The 22,483-nt window shown below is 29.1% G+C and carries 29 protein-coding genes; 14 read left to right on the top strand and 15 right to left on the bottom strand.

Annotated features, from left to right (window positions below):
• Positions 1-35: 35 nt before the first annotated feature.
• Positions 36-479 (top strand): DUF1573 domain-containing protein, encoded by a 444-nt coding sequence (locus BM335_RS01900; RefSeq protein ID WP_090222494.1) that lies wholly within the window; start codon positions 36-38, stop codon positions 477-479.
• A 40-nt stretch (positions 480-519) separates the two neighbouring features.
• On the opposite strand, the gene BM335_RS01895 is transcribed toward BM335_RS01900, so the two are convergent.
• A complete protein-coding gene (locus BM335_RS01895) occupies positions 520-1,716 on the bottom strand; it encodes a PDZ domain-containing protein (protein ID WP_177219128.1) in 1,197 nt (398 codons plus the stop codon).
• Positions 1,717-2,019: 303 nt separating this feature from the next.
• Here BM335_RS01895 and BM335_RS01890 point away from each other — a divergent pair, with 303 nt between their 5' ends.
• Together BM335_RS01890 and murB are read left to right on the top strand one after the other, a co-directional pair.
• On the top strand, positions 2,020-3,210 hold the full coding sequence (locus BM335_RS01890) for a pyridoxal phosphate-dependent aminotransferase (protein ID WP_090222490.1): 1,191 nt from the start codon (positions 2,020-2,022) through the stop codon (positions 3,208-3,210).
• Between the two features lie 4 nt (positions 3,211-3,214).
• Positions 3,215-4,216 (top strand): UDP-N-acetylmuramate dehydrogenase, encoded by a 1,002-nt coding sequence (murB, locus tag BM335_RS01885; protein WP_090222488.1) that lies wholly within the window; start codon positions 3,215-3,217, stop codon positions 4,214-4,216.
• 59 nt (positions 4,217-4,275) lie between these two features.
• On the opposite strand, the gene BM335_RS01880 is transcribed toward murB, so the two are convergent.
• Complete coding sequence (locus BM335_RS01880; protein ID WP_090222486.1) at positions 4,276-5,412, bottom strand: cysteine desulfurase family protein; 1,137 nt, start codon at positions 5,410-5,412, stop codon at positions 4,276-4,278.
• Positions 5,413-5,494: 82 nt separating this feature from the next.
• On the opposite strand from BM335_RS01880, the gene BM335_RS01875 reads away from it, so the two are divergent.
• Positions 5,495-5,995, top strand: a complete 501-nt coding sequence (locus tag BM335_RS01875; RefSeq protein WP_090222483.1) for a hypothetical protein — start codon at positions 5,495-5,497, stop codon at positions 5,993-5,995.
• On the opposite strand, the gene BM335_RS01870 is transcribed toward BM335_RS01875, so the two are convergent.
• Positions 5,996-6,562, bottom strand: a complete 567-nt coding sequence (locus BM335_RS01870) for a DNA mismatch repair protein MutS (RefSeq protein ID WP_090222481.1) — start codon at positions 6,560-6,562, stop codon at positions 5,996-5,998.
• 102 nt (positions 6,563-6,664) lie between these two features.
• Between BM335_RS01870 and BM335_RS01865 the strand changes: the two genes are divergently transcribed.
• Genes BM335_RS01865 through BM335_RS01855 form a run of 3 tightly spaced genes read left to right on the top strand, consistent with a single transcriptional unit; the run spans position 6,665 to position 8,029 of the window.
• On the top strand, positions 6,665-7,297 hold the full coding sequence (locus BM335_RS01865) for a low molecular weight phosphatase family protein (protein ID WP_090222479.1): 633 nt from the start codon (positions 6,665-6,667) through the stop codon (positions 7,295-7,297).
• 50 nt (positions 7,298-7,347) lie between these two features.
• The gene (locus BM335_RS01860; protein WP_090222477.1) at positions 7,348-7,620 is read left to right on the top strand and encodes a CD225/dispanin family protein; all 273 of its coding nucleotides are present in this window, start codon (positions 7,348-7,350) and stop codon (positions 7,618-7,620) included.
• A 49-nt stretch (positions 7,621-7,669) separates the two neighbouring features.
• Positions 7,670-8,029, top strand: coding sequence for a DUF2752 domain-containing protein (locus BM335_RS01855; RefSeq protein WP_218157796.1), 360 nt, complete (start codon positions 7,670-7,672; stop codon positions 8,027-8,029).
• 1 nt (position 8,030) lies between these two features.
• On the opposite strand, the gene BM335_RS01850 is transcribed toward BM335_RS01855, so the two are convergent.
• Genes BM335_RS01850 through BM335_RS01840 form a run of 3 tightly spaced genes read right to left on the bottom strand, consistent with a single transcriptional unit; the run spans position 8,031 to position 9,891 of the window.
• Positions 8,031-8,876 carry a phosphatase PAP2 family protein gene (locus BM335_RS01850; protein ID WP_090222473.1) on the bottom strand — a complete coding sequence of 282 codons (846 nt, stop codon included), beginning with the start codon at positions 8,874-8,876 and terminating at the stop codon, positions 8,031-8,033.
• Positions 8,877-8,911: 35 nt separating this feature from the next.
• Positions 8,912-9,322 (bottom strand): hypothetical protein, encoded by a 411-nt coding sequence (locus BM335_RS01845; RefSeq protein WP_143102365.1) that lies wholly within the window; start codon positions 9,320-9,322, stop codon positions 8,912-8,914.
• The gene (locus BM335_RS01840) at positions 9,319-9,891 is read right to left on the bottom strand and encodes an RNA polymerase sigma factor (RefSeq protein WP_090222469.1); all 573 of its coding nucleotides are present in this window, start codon (positions 9,889-9,891) and stop codon (positions 9,319-9,321) included. Before BM335_RS01840 ends, BM335_RS01845 begins: the two co-directional genes overlap by 4 nt.
• 138 nt (positions 9,892-10,029) lie before the next feature.
• On the opposite strand from BM335_RS01840, the gene BM335_RS01835 reads away from it, so the two are divergent.
• On the top strand, positions 10,030-10,386 hold the full coding sequence (locus BM335_RS01835) for a DUF6249 domain-containing protein (protein WP_177219127.1): 357 nt from the start codon (positions 10,030-10,032) through the stop codon (positions 10,384-10,386).
• 65 nt (positions 10,387-10,451) lie between these two features.
• Here the strand turns inward: BM335_RS01835 and folE are convergent, their stop codons facing one another.
• The 7 genes from folE to nadC form a co-directional block, all read right to left on the bottom strand.
• On the bottom strand, positions 10,452-11,126 hold the full coding sequence (gene folE, locus BM335_RS01830) for a GTP cyclohydrolase I FolE (protein ID WP_245780588.1): 675 nt from the start codon (positions 11,124-11,126) through the stop codon (positions 10,452-10,454).
• 63 nt (positions 11,127-11,189) lie between these two features.
• Entirely contained in the window at positions 11,190-12,560 is a 1,371-nt protein-coding gene (gene hisS, locus BM335_RS01825) for a histidine--tRNA ligase (protein ID WP_090222461.1), read from the bottom strand.
• Positions 12,561-12,603: 43 nt separating this feature from the next.
• Complete coding sequence (locus tag BM335_RS01820) at positions 12,604-13,080, bottom strand: DUF4271 domain-containing protein (protein WP_090222459.1); 477 nt, start codon at positions 13,078-13,080, stop codon at positions 12,604-12,606.
• Positions 13,077-13,649, bottom strand: coding sequence for a DUF4126 domain-containing protein (locus BM335_RS01815; RefSeq protein WP_090223222.1), 573 nt, complete (start codon positions 13,647-13,649; stop codon positions 13,077-13,079). Before BM335_RS01815 ends, BM335_RS01820 begins: the two co-directional genes overlap by 4 nt.
• Positions 13,650-13,654: 5 nt before the next feature.
• Positions 13,655-14,389: a 3-deoxy-manno-octulosonate cytidylyltransferase gene (gene kdsB / locus BM335_RS01810; protein WP_090222457.1), complete on the bottom strand. Its 735-nt coding sequence runs from the start codon at positions 14,387-14,389 to the stop codon at positions 13,655-13,657.
• Positions 14,390-14,393: 4 nt separating this feature from the next.
• Complete coding sequence (locus tag BM335_RS01805) at positions 14,394-15,320, bottom strand: YihY/virulence factor BrkB family protein (protein ID WP_090222455.1); 927 nt, start codon at positions 15,318-15,320, stop codon at positions 14,394-14,396.
• Complete coding sequence (gene nadC, locus BM335_RS01800; RefSeq protein ID WP_090222453.1) at positions 15,317-16,177, bottom strand: carboxylating nicotinate-nucleotide diphosphorylase; 861 nt, start codon at positions 16,175-16,177, stop codon at positions 15,317-15,319. The genes BM335_RS01805 and nadC overlap by 4 nt, the downstream gene beginning before the upstream one ends.
• A 75-nt stretch (positions 16,178-16,252) precedes the next feature.
• Between nadC and rlmH the strand changes: the two genes are divergently transcribed.
• The 5 genes from rlmH to BM335_RS01775 are packed head-to-tail and all read left to right on the top strand — an operon-like array spanning position 16,253 to position 20,183.
• On the top strand, positions 16,253-16,726 hold the full coding sequence (gene rlmH, locus BM335_RS01795; protein WP_090222451.1) for a 23S rRNA (pseudouridine(1915)-N(3))-methyltransferase RlmH: 474 nt from the start codon (positions 16,253-16,255) through the stop codon (positions 16,724-16,726).
• Positions 16,719-17,306 carry a non-canonical purine NTP diphosphatase gene (locus BM335_RS01790; RefSeq protein WP_090222446.1) on the top strand — a complete coding sequence of 196 codons (588 nt, stop codon included), beginning with the start codon at positions 16,719-16,721 and terminating at the stop codon, positions 17,304-17,306. The genes rlmH and BM335_RS01790 overlap by 8 nt, the downstream gene beginning before the upstream one ends.
• Positions 17,300-18,334, top strand: a complete 1,035-nt coding sequence (locus BM335_RS01785) for a FecCD family ABC transporter permease (RefSeq protein ID WP_090222441.1) — start codon at positions 17,300-17,302, stop codon at positions 18,332-18,334. The genes BM335_RS01790 and BM335_RS01785 overlap by 7 nt, the downstream gene beginning before the upstream one ends.
• A complete protein-coding gene (locus tag BM335_RS01780; protein WP_090222439.1) occupies positions 18,334-19,131 on the top strand; it encodes an ABC transporter ATP-binding protein in 798 nt (265 codons plus the stop codon). The genes BM335_RS01785 and BM335_RS01780 overlap by 1 nt, the downstream gene beginning before the upstream one ends.
• Positions 19,132-19,163: 32 nt before the next feature.
• Positions 19,164-20,183: a M28 family metallopeptidase gene (locus BM335_RS01775; RefSeq protein ID WP_090222437.1), complete on the top strand. Its 1,020-nt coding sequence runs from the start codon at positions 19,164-19,166 to the stop codon at positions 20,181-20,183.
• A gap of 33 nt (positions 20,184-20,216) precedes the next feature.
• Here the strand turns inward: BM335_RS01775 and holA are convergent, their stop codons facing one another.
• A complete protein-coding gene (holA, locus tag BM335_RS01770; RefSeq protein ID WP_090222435.1) occupies positions 20,217-21,221 on the bottom strand; it encodes a DNA polymerase III subunit delta in 1,005 nt (334 codons plus the stop codon).
• 29 nt (positions 21,222-21,250) lie between these two features.
• On the opposite strand from holA, the gene BM335_RS01765 reads away from it, so the two are divergent.
• On the top strand, positions 21,251-21,691 hold the full coding sequence (locus BM335_RS01765) for a type I restriction enzyme HsdR N-terminal domain-containing protein (protein WP_090222433.1): 441 nt from the start codon (positions 21,251-21,253) through the stop codon (positions 21,689-21,691).
• Positions 21,692-21,709: 18 nt separating this feature from the next.
• On the opposite strand, the gene BM335_RS01760 is transcribed toward BM335_RS01765, so the two are convergent.
• Positions 21,710-22,378 (bottom strand): hypothetical protein, encoded by a 669-nt coding sequence (locus BM335_RS01760; RefSeq protein ID WP_090222430.1) that lies wholly within the window; start codon positions 22,376-22,378, stop codon positions 21,710-21,712.
• Positions 22,379-22,483: the final 105 nt, after the last annotated feature.

The following is a 22,483-nucleotide window of genomic DNA, read 5'->3' as shown; positions in this document are numbered from 1 at the left end:
ATAACTAACTTTACAATATTAAAACGATTAAAAAAATGAAAAAAATAGCACTATTATTGTTTATTGGACTTGTATCACTTTCAATAAATGCACAGGAAAAAACGACAGCTACAACTGATTCAAATGCTGCGGTATTTGAATTTGAAACTGATGTAATTGATTATGGAACTATTCAACAAAATGCTGATGGTTTACGTGTTTTTAAATTTAAAAACGTGGGAAAATCACCATTAGTAATTGAAAGAATTCAGTCTACATGTGGATGTACTGTACCTAAAAAACCAGAAGGACCTATTATGCCAGGTGCAACAGGTGAAATTGAGGTTAAATACAATACACATACTCCAGGTGGATTTTCAAAAGCTATTACCGTATATTCAAATGCATCAGAGCCAGCTAAGATGTTGAGAATTAAAGGAATTGTATTAAAACCAGAATCTGAAGTGGTAAAACAAAAATCTTCAGTTTCTTCAAAATAATTAAAGAATACAAAATAAAAGGCTGTTTATACAGCCTTTTTTAGTTTATAGCATTTTCTAATCTAAAACTAAAGTTATAATCTTGATGATTTCGTTCAATAACTAGGTTAATTTTCATACCTTCTTTTTGATAAAAGTAATCTACAACCTCATCAAACTTCATTCCGTAGGTATACTTACCATTTATTTTTACTAAAATATCATCTTTTTTTAAGCCTGCTTTATGTGCTGGAGAACCTTCAGTAATTTTATATATTTTATATGATGGTTTAAAAGTGTATTTATAACTGTAATCAATTAGTGTTATAATTTTATTATCTGACTGTGTCTTATCTCCAAATTTTATTGAATTACCCGCATTTTCTTTTACCAAAATTTTTCCATTATGAACCAGCTCTATACCGCTCATATTATACCTAAATGCATCATTAAAACCACTTCCTTTTTTAAATAGAATTTCATTATTTGGATAGTTAAAGGTAACAACAAAACGTTTTAAAACGGAAGCACCAATACTACCATTTCTTTCTTCAAATTTAAGCGCATGAGCTACCGATAAAGAATCTGGAAATGAAACTGTTGGTTTTTTAAATTCAAATTTTCCAATTACTAATGCTTCAATTATAGATCTTTTACCGTGTACAGCACCACTTAAACCTTCGCCTAAAAAATCTTCAAAATACTTGGTGGGCGCTACTATTTCAGGCGCACTATTTTCAAATAGCCACATAGCATCACTTCCGCCAGAGTCTATAAGTAATTTTACTGGAATTGTTTTGTTTGGATTGGCTTCTAATTTAACCCCTACATTGATATATGGTTTATACGAATTAAATTCAATAGGTAACAATTCGCATTTTCTACAATTTTTAGGTTTATAACTTTCCGCGGCTATAAATGTTAAGCTTTTTAAGTTATAATTAACAGTTACAACAAAATCTTTTAAAATATCATACCCAATAATGCCATGAATGGTCAGTCCCATTTTTGATGACAAATCAAAACTATCATCAAAAATTACATATAAACTTTGATTTTCACCAACAATATTCTTGAGTTTAAATACATTGTTTTCAGATAAAACGGCTTCCACAGCATCGTCTTCACCAAGCCCCTGCAACTTTATTTTATGGGTATTAAATAGCGGAATAGAATCGTTGTGGTTGATATTAAATAAAATAGTTTTTCCAACACCAGAATCTAAAATAAAATTTAATTCCTTTCCATTAATTTCCACCGGAAAAACAATTAAGTTGCTTAACAATTGAAATTTAATCGTTTGCTTTTTGGTATTGTTTAAAAATTTATAGTTGCCTTGCGAAAACGAATTTTCGGCACTACAAAAAAATAACAACACTAAAAAAAAATGTAAATACCTCTTTATCAATTTATATAAATTTAATTATTGTTAATTTACAAAATCATACGTCTACAGCACAACTTTTGTGAAAAATTTAACCTTTAAAAAATCGATAAAAAGTTACACTTTTTAAATTTAATTTCGCAATTTTGTTACATCATTTTTAATAAAAATTGAATAATGCCTACAATATCTCTTAAAGGAAAAAATATGCCTGAATCACCAATTAGAAAATTGGTGCCTTATGCAGAAAACGCAAAAAAGAAAGGAATTGAAGTTTTTCATTTAAATATTGGACAACCTGATATTAAAACTCCTGAAGTTGCTTTAAATGCTATTAAAAACAATACTATAAAAGTGTTGGAATATAGCAGATCTGAAGGTTCAGAAACCTATCGCCAAAAAATTGCCAATTATTACGAAAAATATAACATACATGTATCAGCAACAGATATTATTGTAACAACTGGAGGTTCTGAAGCGTTGCTTTTTGCTATAGGAAGTATTACAGATCCGGGAGATGAAATTATTATACCTGAACCATTTTATGCAAATTATAATGGTTTTTCAACCGCTTCAAGTGTTTCAATTGTACCCGTAATTTCTAAAATTGAAAATAATTTTGCATTGCCTCCTATTAGTGAGTTTGAAAAATTGATTACACCAAAAACTAAGGCAATTTTAATCTGTAATCCAAACAATCCAACGGGTTATTTATATTCTAGAGAAGAAATTGAAAAACTGGCTGAAATTGTTAAAAAACACGATTTATTTTTAATTGCTGATGAAGTATATAGAGAGTTTGTGTACGACAATGTTCAACATCAATCGGTATTAAATAATTTTGGGCTTGATAACCATGCTATAATAATAGACTCTGTGTCAAAAAGATATAGTATGTGCGGCGCAAGAATTGGTTGTATCGTTTCAAAAAATAAAGAAGTAATAAGTACTGCTTTAAAATTTGCGCAAGCACGTTTAAGTCCACCAACATTTGCACAAATTGCAAGTGAAGCGGCATTAGAAACACCACAATCATATTTTAATGAAGTAACCGTTGAGTATAAAAAAAGAAGAGATATTCTTATTGAAGAGCTTTCTAAAATTGAAGGTGTAAAAGTGGCAAATCCGAGAGGAGCATTTTATTGTGTTGTTGAATTACCTGTTGATAATGCTGATAAATTTGCACAATGGCTTTTAGAAGATTTTAATTTAAACAACCAAACTGTTATGGTTGCTCCTGCCGCAGGATTTTATTCTACCAAAGGAATTGGCACAAAACAGGTTAGAATTGCCTATGTGTTAAAAAAAGAAGACCTTATAAGATCGGTTGAAATTTTAAAAGCTGCATTAATTAAATATAACGCTTAGCGCATTGACTATTTTAGAAAATATATCTTTAAAACCGTACAATACTTTTGGAATTGATGCCATTGCAAAGCAATTTGTAACTGCGAATTCTTTCAATGATGTAAAAAGCATTTTATCGTTAAAAAAAGAGCTTTTTTTGTTAAGTGGCGGTAGCAATATGCTATTAACTAAAAATATTGAAAAACTTGTTGTACACTTAAATTTAAAAGGAATTACTACAAGTGATATAGATGAAAATTACGTGTTGGTTACTGCAGAAGCTGGTGAAAATTGGCACGAATTTGTTTTGTGGTGCATTTCAAAAAACTATGGAGGTTTAGAGAATTTATCGTTAATTCCAGGGTATGTTGGTAGTTGTCCTATACAAAATATTGGTGCGTATGGTGTTGAAATTAAAGATACTTTTTACCAATTAGAGGCTTTAGAAATAGCTACCGGAAAAACCCATATATTTAATAATAGCGATTGTAATTTTGGGTATAGAAATTCTGTATTTAAAAATAACTTGAAAGGAAAATATATTATTACTAAAGTTACTTTTAAGCTTACCAAACAAAATCATCAGTTAAATATTTCATACGGCGCTATTAAATCTGCTTTAGAAAACAACCAACATCCAACACTTAAAGATATATCTGATGCCGTAATTGCTATTAGACAAAGTAAATTACCTGACCCAAAAGAAATAGGAAATAGCGGTAGTTTTTTTAAAAACCCAGTAATTGATACGGAATCTTTTAAAAAACTTCAAGAAAAGTATCCTGAAATGCCACATTATATAGTTTCAGAAAATGAGATAAAAATTCCTGCTGGATGGTTGATTGAACAAAGTGGTTTTAAAGGAAAACGTTTTGGAGATGCTGGTATACACAAAAATCAGGCTTTGGTTTTGGTAAACTATGGAAACGCTACTGGCAAAGAAATTCATGAACTTGCCCAACATATACAGCAAACCATTTTACAAAATTTTGCTATTGAATTAGAAATAGAAGTAAATGTTATTTAAACAGTTGTTTCTACGTTTTCCGTAATTTATTTTAACAAACTTTAATGGATAATTACGTGTTAGCGAATCAGTGTTTTTAAATTATCTATTACAAAATCAATTTCTTCAGTAGTATTTAACTTACTAAAAGAAAAGCGAATGGATGTATTTTTTGCTTCTTTTTCTGATAAAATTGTATTTAAAACGTGTGAACCTTTACTGCTTCCACTCTGACAAGCACTTCCTCCTGAAACTGCAATCCCTTTTAAATCTAAATTAAAAAGTAACATTCCATATTCTTTTGGAAACTGAACATTTAAAATAATATAACTACTAAGTTGCTCATTATCTGATGTTCCATTAAATTTTATACCTTCAAAATTATCTTTTAACTGTTGAATAAAATAATTTTTTAAAGTTTGAATTTCAGCAGCTTCTTGGTTTAAATTTGCATAGGCAATATGCAAGGCTTTATCCATTCCTAAAATGCTGTGCACATTTTCTGTTCCAGCTCTTGCGCCTCTTTCTTGCTCACCACCGTGTACTATTGGGTAAATGCCAATTCCTTTTTTTATATAAGCAAAACCCACCCCTTTTGGTCCGTGAAATTTATGTGCGCTTGCAACAAAGAAATCGATTGGTGTTTTTTGAATATCAAATTTAAAATGACCAACTGCCTGAACAGCATCAGAATGAAAAAGCGCTTTATATTTGGTACATAAACTTCCTACTTTTTCAATATTTAAAATATTACCAATTTCGTTGTTTATATACATTAAACTCACCAATTTTTTAGAATCATCTTGCTGTAACAATGCTTCCAAATGCGTTTCATTTATTTCACCATTATTGGTTAAATCAACCCATTTTACAGTAATACCAAACTCTTTAATTAAATTGTCAATAGTATGTAAAACGGCGTGGTGTTCAATTTTTGAAGAAATAATGGTAGTTACTCCTAAATTGATGACTGCATTTCTTAAAATTAAATTATCTGCTTCACTTCCACCTGCAGTAAATACAATTTCTGATGCCGATACATTAAAATGTTTAGCTATGTTTTTTCTAGCTGTTTCAACTAAAGATTTTGCTTTTCTACCAATTTGATGAATAGAAGAAGGGTTGCCATAAATATTCTGCATAGCCTCAGTAATTGTAGTAATTACTTCAGGCAATAGTGGCGTTGTTGCTGCGTTATCTAAATATACTTGTTTCACTTAGCAAAAATAACTAAAATAAATGGTTTCAATTAGTGCTTAATAGTTGAAAACATTTATTTTTGCTTCATAAAATTTTAAAATGAAAAAAATACTGACTCTTTTATTAATTTTTTCACTAAGTTCTTGTAGCGATGGTGATTTTGATGTTCCTTCATTTAATTTTACAGACACAGTTACTAGTTGTGGCGAATATGTTTTATACGTTACTAATAGTAGTAAAACTGAGTTATTAGCACTTTCTTTAGTAAAAACTCACTTAGGAACTACTGTTGGCGAAAAAACTATCACTCTTGGAAGCACTGCTGCCGCAACCTCTATTAAAGCTACCTACAGAATTGTAGCCTCTGCAATTGGTACAGATTATTTTTGTCAAAATATTCCTCCATTAGAACCAAAAGTATCTAAAGAATTAATTGCTACTAGCGGAACTGTTACCATTAAAACAACCGAAGTTTTATCTGGTACAACAATTACTGGTTACAAGCATGAAATTTCTTTAAACCAATTATTATTTTTTGATGGTACTGAAAGAGTATTTTTTGAAACTTTTCCGTTTGGTACAGTTACAGTTAAAATATAATTACTTCGGGTTTTGATAAATATATACTTCTGTTGCGCCTAAACCATATTTTTTATAAGAAGCTGCGTATGAAGTAATATTGTATTGTTTAAATAAAAATTCTAATTCACTTTTTAACACACCTTCACCAACGCCGTGAATAAAAACAATTTTTGGTAATCTGTTTTTTATGGCAAATTCTATTTTGTGTTTTGCCGTTTCAATTTGTAGATTCAACATATCATAATTATCCATACCTACGGTAGATTTTGTAAGTTGATGAATGTGCAAATCTACTTCCATAGGCGGTAAATCTTCGGGCTTCATAGTACTCTTAAATTTCGGAGTATTTTTCTTTTTCTCTTGGTAGTTTAATTTTTCTGTTAAGCCTTCATTAAAAATATCGGAATATTTAGATAAATCTGCCTGATTTTCTTTAACAACCACTAATTCGTTCGGAAAAAACTCAAAAGCAAAACCTTCGGTGCTTTCTACACTAATTTTTCCATGAGCAATACCTACTACTTTACCTTTAATTACATCATCTAAAACTGCAACTGTATCACCTATTTTAAATTCTCTTTGCATTTTTAATTATTTTTAATTGAAAACAAATTTCTTAACTTTTTAGTAATTTTGACGAAATATGCGTTATTTCTATTAAAATTATTTTTACGCAAAAATATAAAGATGCTGCGAACTGAATCTATAAATACCGAACATTTTTTTAAAAGTGCTTTAGAAAACTTAACAATTGATGAAAATAGGAAGCAACTATTAAAATCAATTGCTATTTATATTGCTAAACAATTAACGGCAAACAAAAAAGTGAACATAAATTATATTTGTACACATAACAGCCGAAGAAGTCAATTAGCACAGGTTTGGAGTAGTTATGCTAACAATTATTATAAGTTTTCTGATATTAATAGTTTTTCTGGAGGCACTGCAGCAACGGCTTTTTATAGAAATACTGTAAAAACATTACAAGAAGTTGGATTTACATTTCAAATTATTGAGTTCTCTCATCAAAATCCGGTGTATGCTATTAATTACAAAAATGGTATAAACCCAATTGTAGGTTTTTCTAAATTATATGATGATGAGTACAATAAAAAACCTTTTATTGCTATTACAACTTGTTCAAATGCAGCGGAAAATTGTCCTTTTATTACAGATGCTATAGAACGTTTTCACTTACCTTTTAATGATCCAAAAACATTTGACAACATATTATATCAGTCAGAAAAATACTTAGAAATCAACCAACAAATTGCGGGTGAAATACATTTTATTTTTAAAAATATAAAAAATATGCTTTAAATAATTGTATCTTAGATTTATAATATAATTATTTTGCATTATTTATTTATATGGAACAATTTCAACCCAAAAATTACTTAATTGAAGCAATTTTAGCTACTATTTTTTGCTGTCAACCATTTGGTATTATTAGTATTATTTATGCTGCACAAGTAAATTCTAAATTTGCTGAAGGAAATTACGAAGGCGCTGCTAAAGCCTCTAAAAACGCAAAAAATTGGATGATTGCAGCAATTGTTTCTGGTTTAATTGTAGCTATTTCAACTGTTATTTTTATAGTAGCTATAGGTGGCTTCACAATATTAGAATCTGGTGATTTTTAATAAATTAAAAAAAAATAAATTCAAGTATTTTGTAATGCTATTTTTTGGAATGGGATTACTTTTTATCTATTCTACCATAAACCCAACCAATGTAAATTTTTTACCAAAATGTCCCTTGTACGTTACTACTGGTATTTATTGTCCTGGTTGTGGAAGTCAGCGCGCAACACATTATTTATTGAATTTAAATTTTATTGGAGTTGTTAAACAAAATGTATTGTATATTTTAGGCCTTTGTATTATTGTTTATCATTTTTTAATTATTGCAATTAATGCAGTTTTAAAAAAAAGAATTTACAATTACATTTACCACCCCAAAACACCTTTAATAATTTTAATTATTGTACTACTATTTTGGGTGTTGCGCAATTTACCCTTTGCCCCTTTTCATTTATTAGCGCCACACTAAATTAAAAAGTACCTATTAAACCTATATTGCCAACACCAATATTTACATTCCAATTTATAAGTTTTTCTTTACTACTATTTTGCTTTTGTTGCAAAAAATTATCAATCCCATCAACAATTACAACCCCTAATACCATTCCTAAGGTTACATCCGTTAACCAATGAGCTCCTGCCCATAATCTTGAAACTGGTGCAATTAACCCAACAGTATAAATCCCCCCTTTTACCCATATATTTTTAAATTGTTTTGCAATTGCATGTGATGCTGTAAAAGATAAAATTGAATGACCCGAAGGAAAGGAATGATAGCCAGATTCTTTACTCATAAATTTGAATTTTCTACTTCCAACATCTTGTGATGGTCTAGCTCTACCAAAAGCATTTTTACTTATCGTTTGTATTAACCCAGTTGCCACAGCTGAAGAAATAATTAAAACACCTGTGTGCCTAAACGCTTCATTTTTAGCAAATAATCCGTATCCATATATCCCTGCAGAAATCATAAAAAAGTTTTGAGGACTACCATAATACCAACCAATTTCTTTTAACATTTGTGGGGCATTTTTATTTTGATTTACAAAATACTCACTAGTTTGCTCATCATAAATATACATAAATGCAGTTCCTGCAACAATTCCTCCTGCCGTTAACCAATCATCCTTTTCCCATTTAAGTGGTTGTGTGTAAGCATGCTTAACACTTTGTAATATTAAAGTACCATCTTTTTTAAAAAGATTCCAAGTATTTTCTTTAACTTCTACTTTTTCAGTTTCTTGACAATTTACCAAATTAACAAAAGCAACAGCTAACGATATACAAATAATGCGATTAATTTTTTTAAATATCATTGCGCAAAATTAACAATTAAAATTTTTAAAAAAATTTAAAAATGATGCTGTTTGTTAAAATAATTTTTAATTACAATTAATTGAAAAATTACGAATATTGAAAATACAATAAAACTTAAAGTAAATGTATTTGAAAAATGAATTTTTGAAAATATTTCTATTGATGGTATATTTTTAAAAAATGAAACATCAATAAAGTTAAACATAGCAGGTAATTTTGTTTCAATATTTAATAAATAACCAATAACACTAGCAAAAATTAATACAATTACAAACCATGATGTATTTGAAATTAATGGTTTAAAAGAAGTATTTAACGCTGTTGTATTCTCTAAATAAATTGCATCCATTACCTTGTTTACAAATTCTTCAGATGGTTTTTCAACACTCGCTTCTTTTACTATATATTTTGCAAATTCGTCTATTTCTTTATCTGTCTTCATCATAAATCTATGGTATTTATTTCTATCACATTTTTTAATAATTCTGCTAACTTTTTTCGAGCTCTAAATAGTTTTACCTTTACATTATCTTCAGATAAACCTACCACAATTACAATTTCTTTAACTGGTAATTCTTCAAAATAATACAGCGTAACTATCACTTTATCTTCTTCCGATAACTTTAACAGCGCTTGATTGATAATGTTTTTTCGCTCGTTATCGTGTAACTCACTATCTGAATTGTGAGAATCTTCTAAATAAGCACCCTTTATTACATCAATATTTTCAGCATTTACTTGGCGTTTATTGCTTTTCAATTTATCTAAACTTGCATAATAGGCAATTTTGTAAATCCATGTGGAAAATTTTGAATCTCCTTTAAAATTAGCTAAATTTCTATAACCTTTTATAAAAACATCTTGAGCAATTTCTTCTGCATCTTCTCTGTTTTTAATAATCCTGACTGCCAACGTAAAAACCATATAATTATACCTTTTAACTAAAAAAGCATAAGCATTTACGTTTCCATTCAACGTTTCTTTAATATAATATTCGTCTGGTTTACCGGTCATTTTGTTTGTATGACGATGCTAATTAAAAAGTGGTTACAATTTAATGCAAAAAAAATTAATAATTATTTTTTGTAACCGAGTTAAAACAATTGTCGTCATACCAAATGAAACACATTAGAAACTTAAAAATTTATTATTATGCCAGAATTAGTATTCATATCATTATTTGTAATTATTTTCGGAATTTTTTATTTACACTATTCCACCAGAAATAAAGAACGCCTTGCTTTAATTGAAAAGGGTGCAGATGCAAGTATATTTTTTAGCGCAAAAGCTGCACAAAAAATTCCATCAGTGCCAATTTGGAAAGTTTTAATATTAAACTTAGCTGTTTTATTAATTGGTATTGGAATTGGAATATTTTTAGGTTCAATACTTGAAGCGTACACTATTTTAAATGAAGATGTAGCTTATACAGGATCTATATTTTTAATGGCAGGTATTGGATTATTTACTGGATTTACTTTATCTAAAAAATTAATTGAAAAAGAATAATTTTACATCTATACATAAAAAAAGCAGCTTTAAAAGCTGCTTTTTTTATATAAACTAGTAAATTATTACTGGATTTCGTTAAAATTCGTATCCATTTTTATATAATCTAAAAATTCTCTACGAATATCTTTATCTTTAAATTTTCCTCCAAATTCTGAAGTTACAGTACTACTTTCAATATCGCGTACACCTCTAGAATTTACACATAAATGTTTTGCATCTATAACACAAGCCACATCATCCGTTCCTAAAGCTTCTTGTAAAGCTTGAACTACTTGCATAGTTAAACGTTCCTGAACTTGAGGGCGTTTTGCAAAGTAATCTACAATTCTATTCATTTTAGATAAACCTATTACATTTCCGTTAGAAATATAAGCTACGTGCGCTCTTCCAACAATAGGTAATAAATGATGTTCGCAGGTTGAATAAACTGTAATGTTTTTTTCAACTAGCATTTCACCATATTTATAATTATTATCAAAAGTTGATAATTTTGGTTTATTAGCTGGATTTAAACCAGAAAATAATTCATTTACAAAAGCTTTAGCAACTCTTCTTGGAGTTCCTTTTAAGCTATCATCTTGCAAATCCATTCCTAAAGTCTCTAAAATATCTCTTACACTCGATTCGATTCGATTTCTTTTTTCTTCATCTGAAATTTCAAAAGCATCGGCTCTTAAAGGTGTTTTAGCAGAAGATCCAACGTGATCATCTCCTCTTTCATCGATTTTATTTGTCATTATGTTTTTACTTTCAAACATTTTTTAGTTATTAGTCTGCAAATTTACAACTTTGTTTTAAAGTTATTGGGTGATTTTAAGTAATTCTTCTAAACTACATTCTTGTTGTTCACCAGTTTGCATGATTTTTACAGTATATTTATTTTTTTCTATTTCAGAAGAACCAACAATTACCACAAACGGAATTTCTCTTTTGTTTGCATAATTCATTTGTTTCTTCATTTTTGAACTATCTGGGTATAATTCCGATTTTACGTTGTTTTCTCTTAATTTTACTAAGGCTTTCATACAAAAAGCAGCTTCTTTATCGCCAAAATTAACAAACAACACTTTTGGTTTTGGTAACTCAACAGTATCAAATAAATTTAGTTCTTCCAATACTAAATAAATTCTATCTAAACCAAAAGATATTCCAACACCGCTCATATCTTTCAATCCAAAAATCCCCGTTAAATCATCATATCTTCCGCCGCCGCCTATCGAGCCCATTTGAACTCCTTTTGGCGCTGAAACTTCGTAAATTGCTCCTGTATAATAATTTAAACCTCTTGCCAAAGTAACATCAATAGTTAAATGAGCACTTTGTAATCCTAAAATTTCAATAGTATCAATTACAAAACGTAAGTCGTTTACTCCATTCGTTCCTTCCACAGAATCAGCTAACAACACTTGTAACTGATTTAATTTTTCTTGATTTGTACCATTAAAATGAAACAACGGTTGCACTTTTTCAATGGCAGATTCTGAAATTCCTTTCGCTAACATTTCCTTTGTAACTCCCTCTGCACCAATCTTATCTAACTTATCTAAGGCAACTGTAAAATCAATTAATTTATCGGCCTCACCAATAATTTCGGCAATTCCTGCTAATATTTTTCTATTATTTAGTTTGATAGTCGTTCCTGTTAACTTTAACTTACTAAAAACAGCATCATATAATTGAACAAATTCTATTTCTTGCCACAAACCTTTACTTCCAACCACATCGGCATCACATTGGTAAAACTCTCTAAAACGCCCTTTTTGTGGTCTATCAGCACGCCAAACTGGTTGCATTTGATAACGTTTAAAAGGAAACTCAATTTCATTTTGATGTTGCACTACATAACGTGCAAAAGGCACAGTTAAATCGTAACGCAATGCTTTTTCAGATATTGATGCTGTTACTTTTAAACTATCTTTTGATGCTAACAATGTTTCATCAACTTTATTTAAATAATCACCAGAGTTTAAAATTTTAAAAATTAATCGGTCACCTTCATCACCATATTTTCCCATTAATGTTTCTGAATTTTCAAAACTTGGTGTTTCAATTGGCTGAAATCCATACGTTTCAAAAACATTTCGTATCGTTGAAAATATATAGTTACGCTTTGCAACTTCTGTAGGTGAAAAATCACGTGTTCCTTTTGGTATGCTTGGTTTTTGTGCCATTTATAAAAATTAAGGTGCAAATATCCGAAATTTAAAAAACTATTTAAAGCTTTTCTAATAGAGATTTTTCTTTGTTTGTTAAAGGCACATCATTTACAAATTTATTTTTAGTTGGATAAATGGCTAACATCATTAAAACCAAAATACCTACCAATATAAAATAAAAGCTATTGTTAGATTGCCAAACAAAAAATACACACATAAAAGCAGGAAACTGTAACATTGCCATTCTAAAAATATGTGCTGTACTATACTTAATGGCTTTTAGTGACAAATCTGCATCTTTTGGAATTTGATTTATCAATTTTGCATATATAAATTTACTTGTTAAATTTCCAGCAAAAGCTATAATTATAGCTAAATATAAAAATGCTTTACCCTCTTGATACGAAAAAAACAAACGATCTTTTGCATTAAATGCAACATATGAGGCAAACACTAACACTGCTGCTAGCAATGCAAAATGAATAATTTGTAACGATTTAATAAAATCCTTTGGTTGTCTGTTGATATAACTCATTGCTTAGGTTTTGATGATTTGAATAACTTAAATACTTTAAAAATGAGCCAAAAAATAATGGCTACACATATAATTGCTACTACCGGAATAAAAATTGAAAATACCGACATTGCAATTGACGAACCCGTTTCTATTGTTGAAATTACAGGATTTGCAATACCTCCTGTTGTTGCTGTTGATGCCAATCGTGAGGTACTGGTTGAACCTTTTATTGCAGTTGCAGTTCCTCCTCCAGCAATAATTGCCAATGCCCAAGTAATTACGGGACTTAAATCGCTTACGGTTGCTACCATAACTGCTGTTCCTGCAATTGCGGCCAATGGAATTGCTATGGTATCTAACAAATTATCAAACCAAGGAATAAAATATGCTAAAATTTCAACAATTGTGGCAATACCCAATAATAGCAAAGCATTTGAACTACCAACCCATAGCCAACTTTCATTTAACGGAATTATATTGTAATAAGAAGCTATACTTAATGCAAAAAGTGGCACAAATATTCTGAAACCAACGGATGCTGCTAAACCTATTCCTATTAAAATACTAAAAATTGTTTCTGGAGAAATGCTCATTATTTTTTCATTTTAAAAATAGCATTGGCTTTTTCTAAATCTTCCGGCGTATCAATTCCTATAGCTATCTCATTGGTTTCTAACATTTTTACTCTTAATCCGTGCGCTAAAAAACGTAAATTTTCTAATTTCTCAGCCGCTTCTAATTCATTGATAGGTAATTTTGTAAATTTTAACAATGCTTCTTTTCTAAAGGCATAAATACCAATATGTTTAAAATATTTTGCTTTTGAAGCATCTCTTGGATATGGAATTGGTGAACGTGAAAAATATAGCGCAAAATCATTTTCATCCGTTACAACTTTTACGTTGTTCGGATTATTGATCTCTTCTGCATCTTCCATTTTAAATTTTAATGAAGCAATATCAATTAGTTGTTTTTCATCATTTTTAAAAACTTGTAATAGTTTTGAAAGTGGCTCGGTTTTAGTAAAAGGCTCATCGCCTTGCACATTTACCACAATATCTACCGCTAAATTTTCAATAGCTTCGGCAATTCTATCACTACCACTTTCGTGCTGTTTTTTACTTTTTATGGCTTTTCCTCCGTTTGAAATTATTTCATTAAAAATAATATCGCTATCGGTAACTACAAAAACTTCATCAAATAAATTGGATTGTTTTGTGGCTTCATACGTTCTTAAAATAACTGTTTTTCCAGCCAAATCTTTCATTAGTTTTCCTGGAAATCTGCTAGCTTCATATCTGGCAGGAATCATTGCAATTATTTTCATTTTTTTATTGTTTTATATGAAATCGTCTTAAACTATTTATACTGGCATTTAATTCAAAACCAAGCAATAAAATGATGGAGTTAAGCCATACAAAAAGCATTAAAACTAATAAAGTTCCTATAGAACCATATAACTGATTATAGGTTGCAAATTTTAATACATAAATTCCGAATAACTTAAACATTAATAAGGTTAATAAAGTAGTTAAAATAGCTCCTGCATTAAAAAAAGAAATGTGTTTTACTTCTTTTGTTCCATATTTATATAAAAAGGATACTACCACAAAAATTAACATTACAAAAAATAAAAACTGTCCTTTTTCTATCCAAAATAAATCATTTTCCAACCAACCTTTACTTTTTAAATTAGCAATTCCAATTTCAAAATAAACTAAAACCGCTACGGAGAATATGAGTGTTAATGATAATAAAATTGCCATTCCCATTGAAACAAAGTATTGACGAATGATGTTACGCATTTCTGTTACGTGATATGAATATTCAAAACCTCCTAAAATAGCATTTACACCATTTGCCATTAAAAAAATGGAAGCTATAAAACCAAATGATAATAAATTGCCATACCTATTATTTATAATGTCATTTATAACTACATCAACCGAATGGGCAGTATTTGGTGGTAATATTTTTTGAATTGTGAATAAAAAATCGCTTTGAAAATTATCTATTGGAACATAGGGAATTAGTGTTAAGATAAATAACAAAAAAGGAAACAATGCCATAAAAAAACTGAAAGAAATTCCTCCAGCTCTAGCTGTTAAAGCACCTTTAATAATTCCAATAAAATACAATTCAATAACATCATATAAAGACATACCCGATAACCCTGGAATTATAACACTTTTCCCAAGTTTTACAATCCATTTTACAATTGGAATTTTTTTAAGGTTATCTTCAACGATTTTTGTCATTCCACAGCTTTTAAACTTAAATCCATGTTATAAACGGAATGGGTTAAGGCTCCTGAAGAAATATAATCTACACCACATTCTGCATATTTTCTGGCTGTTTCTAAATTAATTCCACCGGATGATTCTGTTTGACATTGATTTCCAATTATTTGAACTGCTTCACGAGTTCCATCATAATCAAAATTGTCTATTAAAATTCTGTGAACTCCTCCAACGGCTAAAATTTCTTTAATTTCATCAATACTTCTAGCTTCCACAATAATTTTTAAGTCTAAATTATGATCTTTTAAATACTGTTGCGTTTTTAAAATGGCTTTGGCAACACCACCACAAAAATCTATATGATTGTCTTTAAGCATAATCATATCATATAATGCAAACCTATGATTTTCTCCGCCTCCTATAACAACAGCCCATTTTTCTAGCGCTCTAATTCCTGGTGTAGTTTTTCTGGTATCTAATACTTTGGTTTTTGTGCCTTCTAAAAGTTTGGCAAATTCTTTGGTTTTTTTTGCAATAGCACTCATTCGTTGCATTACATTTAATACCAATCGTTCCGATTTTAAAATGGATTGTGAGCTTCCTTCTACATAAAAAACAATATCGCCGTATGATACTTCAGCTCCATCATTTATTAAGGTTTCTACTTTTAGATCTTTATCAACATAGTTAAAAATACGTTTTGCCATTTCTACTCCGGCAATAATTCCGTCTTCTTTCACCAGCAATTTTGCTTTCCCTTTTGCATCTATAGGTATACAAGCTAAAGAGCTATGATCTCCTTCCCCAACATCTTCTCTTATGGCATTAGAAATTATTAAATCAAGTTCATTTTCAAATTGTTTTTTTGTAATCATTGTGCGTAATTTTCAAACAAAAATAACTTTTTTATTTTCAAAAGTTTCAACTTTAATTCTTTTTATATTTGCCTTATGAAAATTAAATTACTGGCAATCGGTAAAACCGACGATAAAAATTTACAGACTTTAATTGAAACGTATCAAAATAGATTAAAGCATTATATTCAGTTTGAAATTGATATTATTCCTGATTTAAAAAAAGTTAAAAACTTAAGCGAACAGGAACAAAAAGAAAAAGAAGGCGAATTAATCTTAAAAAAATTAGCACCAACAGATGTGTTAATTTTACTGGATGAAAAAGGAACAGCATTTAGATCTGTAGATTTTTCAGACTATCTTCAAAAGAAAATGAATGCTGGAATTAAACAATTGGTGTTGGTGATTGGCGGACCTTATGGTTTTTCTGAAGCTGTTTACAAAACAGCAAAAGGAAAAATTTCTTTATCAAAAATGACCTTTTCTCATCAAATGATTCGCTTATTTATTGTAGAGCAAATTTACCGAGCATTTACCATTTTAAAAAATGAACCTTACCATCATGAATAAATTAAAACTAGTTTTTGCCACTAACAATGCCAATAAATTAAAAGAAGTTCAGGCAATGTTAACTAATTTTGAAATTATTAGTTTGGCTGATATTCATTGTTTTGATGATATTCCAGAAACCGCAAATACGTTAGAAGGAAATGCCATTTTAAAAGCAAATTATATTACAGAAAAATTTGGATACGATTGTTTTGCTGATGATACTGGACTGGAGGTAAATGCTTTAAATAATGCACCTGGTGTTTTTTCGGCACGTTATGCTGGAAAAGAAAATAATGCAGAAGCAAATATGCAAAAATTATTAAACGAGCTGGGAACTAATTCTAACAGAAAAGCACAATTTAGAACTGCAATTGCATTGAATATTAACCAAAAACAGTTTATCTTTGAAGGCCTTTGTGAAGGACAAATTTTAACAAAAAAACAAGGTTCTAGTGGTTTTGGATACGATCCAATTTTTATGCCTAATGGTTATACAAAATCCTTTGCTGAAATGAATATAAATGAAAAAAGCACCATCAGTCACAGAGGAAAAGCCATTGAAAAATTAGTAACATTTTTAAACAAAAAAGATTGGTAAGTCCAACAAAATCATACAAAAACACATTTATTATTTTAATAATAACGCTTTTTCTAATATTTATAATTAATATAAGTTTAGGTTCAGTGTACATTCCATTAAAACAAATATTTCTGGCTTTTATAGATGGGAATATTGAAAAAGAATCGTGGAAATCTATTATTTTGAATTACCGATTACCAAAAGCAATTACTGCAATTATTGTAGGTTCCGGACTTTCAATTAGCGGATTATTAATGCAAACCTTATTTAGAAATCCTTTAGCCGGACCTTTTGTTTTAGGAATAAGTTCTGGAGCAAGTTTAGGAGTTGCTATTTTAATTTTAGGAGGTTCATTTTTAGGCGCAAATATTTTAAGTTATGCATTTACAAGCTGGGGACAAGCTTTAGCTGCTAGTATTGGCGCATTTTTAGTACTATCAGCTGTAATGATTGCTGCTGCTAAAGTTAGAAACACCATGTCAATTTTAATTATTGGTTTAATGTTTGGTAGTTTAACTTCTGCAGTGATTAGTGTTTTAGCCTATTTTAGTAGTGCAAATCAATTACAACAATATATGTTTTGGAGTTTCGGCAGCTTGGGTAATTTAAGTTGGAAAGAAATCACAGCACTTTTAATCGTTTTTATTATAGGAATTTCGTTTGTAGTTTTTATTATAAAACCTTTAAACAGTTTACTTTTAGGTGAAAACTATGCCAAAAGTATGGGCGTAAATGTAAAACAAACACGTAATTTTACATTAATAGCAACTAGTTTATTAACTGGAGTTATAACGGCTTTTTCAGGCCCCATTGCTTTTATTGGTTTAGCTGTTCCACATTTAACAAAATTATTGTTTAGCACATCAAACCATAAAACGTTATTACCAGCTGTTGCCATTAGTGGTGCTATTATTATGCTTATTTGCGATAGTATTGCACAAATGCCTAATAGCGAATATACATTGCCAATAAATGCTATAACATCATTATTTGGCGCACCAATTATTATTTGGTTACTGGTTAGAAAACGTAAGATTTATTATTAATGACGCAACAAGAAAAATACATTTTAAAAGTTTCAAATTTAAGCATTGGTTATCGTTCAAAAAAACATACTTCAACCATTGCATCTAATTTAAATATTAGCTTAAAATCTGGAAATATGGTGTGCTTGTTAGGTAAAAATGGTATTGGAAAATCTACATTATTAAGAACTTTAACTAAAGTACAGCCACAATTAAATGGTGATATTTTTATTGATGAAAAAAACTTAAAATCCATTACAAATAACGAATTAGCTAAAACACTTAGTTTAGTACTTACCGAAAGATTGCCAGATAGCAGTTTAACTGTTTTTGAATTAGTTGCACTAGGGCGGCAACCTTTTACAAATTGGATTGGTTATTTAACCAATGAAGACATGGAAATTATTTATGCTGCATTTGAAAAAACAAACACCAAGCATTTAATGAATACTAAATGTTATGAGTTAAGCGACGGGCAATTACAGCGTGTTTTAATTGCACGCGCACTTACACAAAATACACCTATTATAGTTTTAGATGAGCCAACTGCCCATTTAGATTTGCACCATACAATTAGAACTTTTTCACTATTAAAAAACCTGGCTTCTGAATTTAATAAAACCATTATTATTTCTACTCACGAAACAAATTTAGCACTACAATTAGCTGATGAATTATGGTTAATGTCTGCCTCAAAATTTGTAAGTGGAGAAACTAGTCAACTTATTGAAAATAATGAATTAGATAACTTGTTTGATTCTGAATTAATTTATTTCAACAAAACTCTCAAACAATTTACCATCTCAAATTCAAAATAGTTTTAATATATTTGAAAAACATCCTACAGAAAATGAAAAAAACAATACTATTAATTTTAGGGCTTATTTTTTTAAGCTGCGGTAGTAATAACCACATATCCGAAAACAGTGAACCCATTATAACTACTGGTGAAACAGCACAAAATTTTGCCAACACAATATCTGTATCAGATTTAAAAACACTTTTATACATCATTGCTTCTGATGAATTTGAAGGAAGAGAAACCGGTGAACCTGGACAAAAAAAAGCAGCAGAATATATAAAAACATTTTATAAGGATAGAAATATTGCGGCGCCTTTAGGTGATGATGATTATTTTCAGGAAATCCCAAAAGAACATTTAAGACCTAATTTAAATCCTTCAGAAAATGTATTGGCTTTTATTGAAGGCTCAGAAAAACCTGAAGAAATAGTTGTAATTTCTGCACATTATGATCATCTCGGTATTAAAAATGGCGAAATATACAATGGCGCTGATGATGATGGCTCTGGAACAGTTGCTGTAATGGAAATTGCTGAAGCATTTAAAAAAGCATCAGAGAATGGTAACGGACCAAAAAGATCAATTTTATTTTTACATGTTACTGGTGAAGAAAAAGGATTGTTAGGTTCAAAATATTATATCAATTTTCCAATTTTTCCATTGGCAAATACAGTAGCAAACTTAAATATTGATATGATTGGCCGTGTGGATGATGCTCATGAAAATAATCCTAATTTTGTTTACTTAATTGGGTCGGATAAATTAAGTACTGAACTTCATCAATTGTCTGAAGAGATGAACGAAAAATTCATAAAATTAAAATTAGATTACACCTATAATGACGAAAATGATCCGAATAGATTTTACTACAGATCAGATCATTACAATTTTGCAAAAAATAATATTCCAATTATCTTTTATTTTAATGGAACGCATCAAGATTACCATAAACCATCTGATACGCCTGATAAAATAAATTATGAATTATTACAAAAAAGAACACAATTAATTTTTTATACTGCTTGGGAAATTGCCAACAGAGAAAAAAGAGTTGTTGTAGATAAATAACGATGGGTGTTTAATGTTACTTTTATCAACAAGTTAATGTATAATTTTAAACAATAATTCTTTTAAAATATCTCCTGCAGGTAAAGCATTAGCTCCAACACCTTTGCTTTTTACATCTGCATCACGTAATAACGCAATTACTTGTGAAACTTTACGCATTGGATAATTTTTTCCTGCTGTTATATAATCTGGCACAAAAAAAGGATTTACACCCAATGCTCTTGCTACACTATTGTTAGATTTATCTTTTAAACTATGATAAATAAGCAATTGAGTAAAAAAACTATTTAATAAAGAAATTGTCATAATCAACGGATTGGCTTTTTGATTTTGTGCAAAATGATTGATAATTCTATTTGCATTCAACACATTTCTTTCGCCCACAGCTTTGCGCAATTCAAAGTTATTGAAGTCTTTACTAATACCTATATTTTCTTCAACAATTGTTGGAGTAATGGTTGAGCCAACTGGTAAAACAACCATTAATTTATTCAGTTCATTGCTAATTTTACTTAAATCATTGCCTAAAAACTCTACCAACATTAAAGTTGCTTTTCCTTCAATTTGGTATTTTTTACCAGCTAAAACTCTTCTAATCCAATCGGCTATTTGATTTTCGTATAATTTTTTACTTTCAAATATCAATCCATTTTTTTTAATTGCTTTATACAGCTTTTTTCTTTTATCAATAGTTTTATATTTATAACAAAGTACTAAAACAGTTGAAGGTTGCGGATGATCAGCATATGCTGCTAAGTTTTCAATAGTACGAGATAAATCTTGTGCTTCTTTTATAATGACAACTTGTTTTTCAGCCATCATTGGGTAGCGCTTTGCATTATCTATTATATCTTCAATAGTGATATCTCTACCATACAAAACCATTTGATTAAATCCTTTTTCATCTTCACTTAAAATGGTTTCATCAATAAAATCTGAAATTTTATCAATATAATAAGGCTCATCACCCATTAAAAAATAAATTGGTTTTACATTTCCTGCTTTTATATCAGAAACTATTTTGGCAACATCACTCATTTATGAAAATAATTTAGCATTTTTGCTGTATGCAGACATTGAATTTACCTACTTATAAATTCAGAATCAAAAGTAACGAAAATAAGCTTTTTATTTTTGATATTCTTCGAAAAAAATATGTTGTTCTTACACCAGAAGAATGGGTTCGACAACATTTTGTGCATTATTTAATTGAAGAAAAGAACTATCCTATTTCACTTATTGCTATTGAAAAAAAGCTAACAATTAATGGTTTAACTAAAAGAACTGATATTTTAGTTTTTAATACCAACGGCGAACCTTATATTATTGTAGAATGTAAATCGCCGTCTATAAAAATAAACCAAGACACTTTTGATCAAATTGCACGTTATAATTTAAAATTACAATCGCACTTTTTAATTGTAACCAATGGTTTAGAGCATTTTTATTGCACAATGGACTTTAAAAACGAAAATTATCAATTTTTAGCTGATATTCCTGATTTTTAAAATTTTACAAACGTTGTTTTATTCTATAGTTAACAATTTACTTTTAGCAAGTGAAAATTCAGGAAATAACTTTAAAGCTCTTTCAAAACTTAATTTAGCTTCAGCTTTTTTATCTAAATTTAGTTCAATTAAACCTTGTATGTAAGCAATTGCAGGTTTAAGTGGTACATTTTGATTGTAATTTTTATTTACTTGAAAGTTTACAGTTATTTCCGCATTATCCAACATTTGATCCGCTTTTTTTATAGAAACTAACGCTTCATCAAACTTACTCATGGCTAATTGCAATCCTGCAATTTTATAGGCGTGGTAGTTATTGTTAGATTTTAAAAGAAGAAGTTTATATTTTTCAATAGCTTTTTCTATTGCCCCTATTGATTCTAATGAAATTGCATTCATTTCTAAAATATCAACATTTTCTGGGTTATTTTTTAATAAATCATTGGTTACTAAAAAACACGAAACAAAATTTCTTTCATTAAAATATAAATAAGCCAAACTATCTTTATAGGTACTTGTTGGACCTTCTAATGCAATTATTGAAAACATTGAATTTGCTGCTACAGTTTTATCGCTATAAATAAGGGCTTGTTTTAATTTTTGTTTTTCTAACTCTAGATTATTAGCAGTTTGAGCAATTGCTGACACTGTTATTATAAAAGTAAAAATATACAGTAAGTTTTTCATTTTTTAGAATTTTTATTAATTGTGGTAAAACTATAAAATTTAAATCTAAAAGCGATTAAAATATTCTTAAATAAAACATTGTTATACAAAAAAAGGTCTGTAAAA

The organism is Lutibacter maritimus (assembly GCF_900116115.1).
Taxonomy (GTDB): domain Bacteria; phylum Bacteroidota; class Bacteroidia; order Flavobacteriales; family Flavobacteriaceae; genus Lutibacter; species Lutibacter maritimus.
The sequence above is the reverse complement of the archived record's forward strand: the minus strand, read 5'-3'. Positions and strand labels throughout refer to the sequence as shown.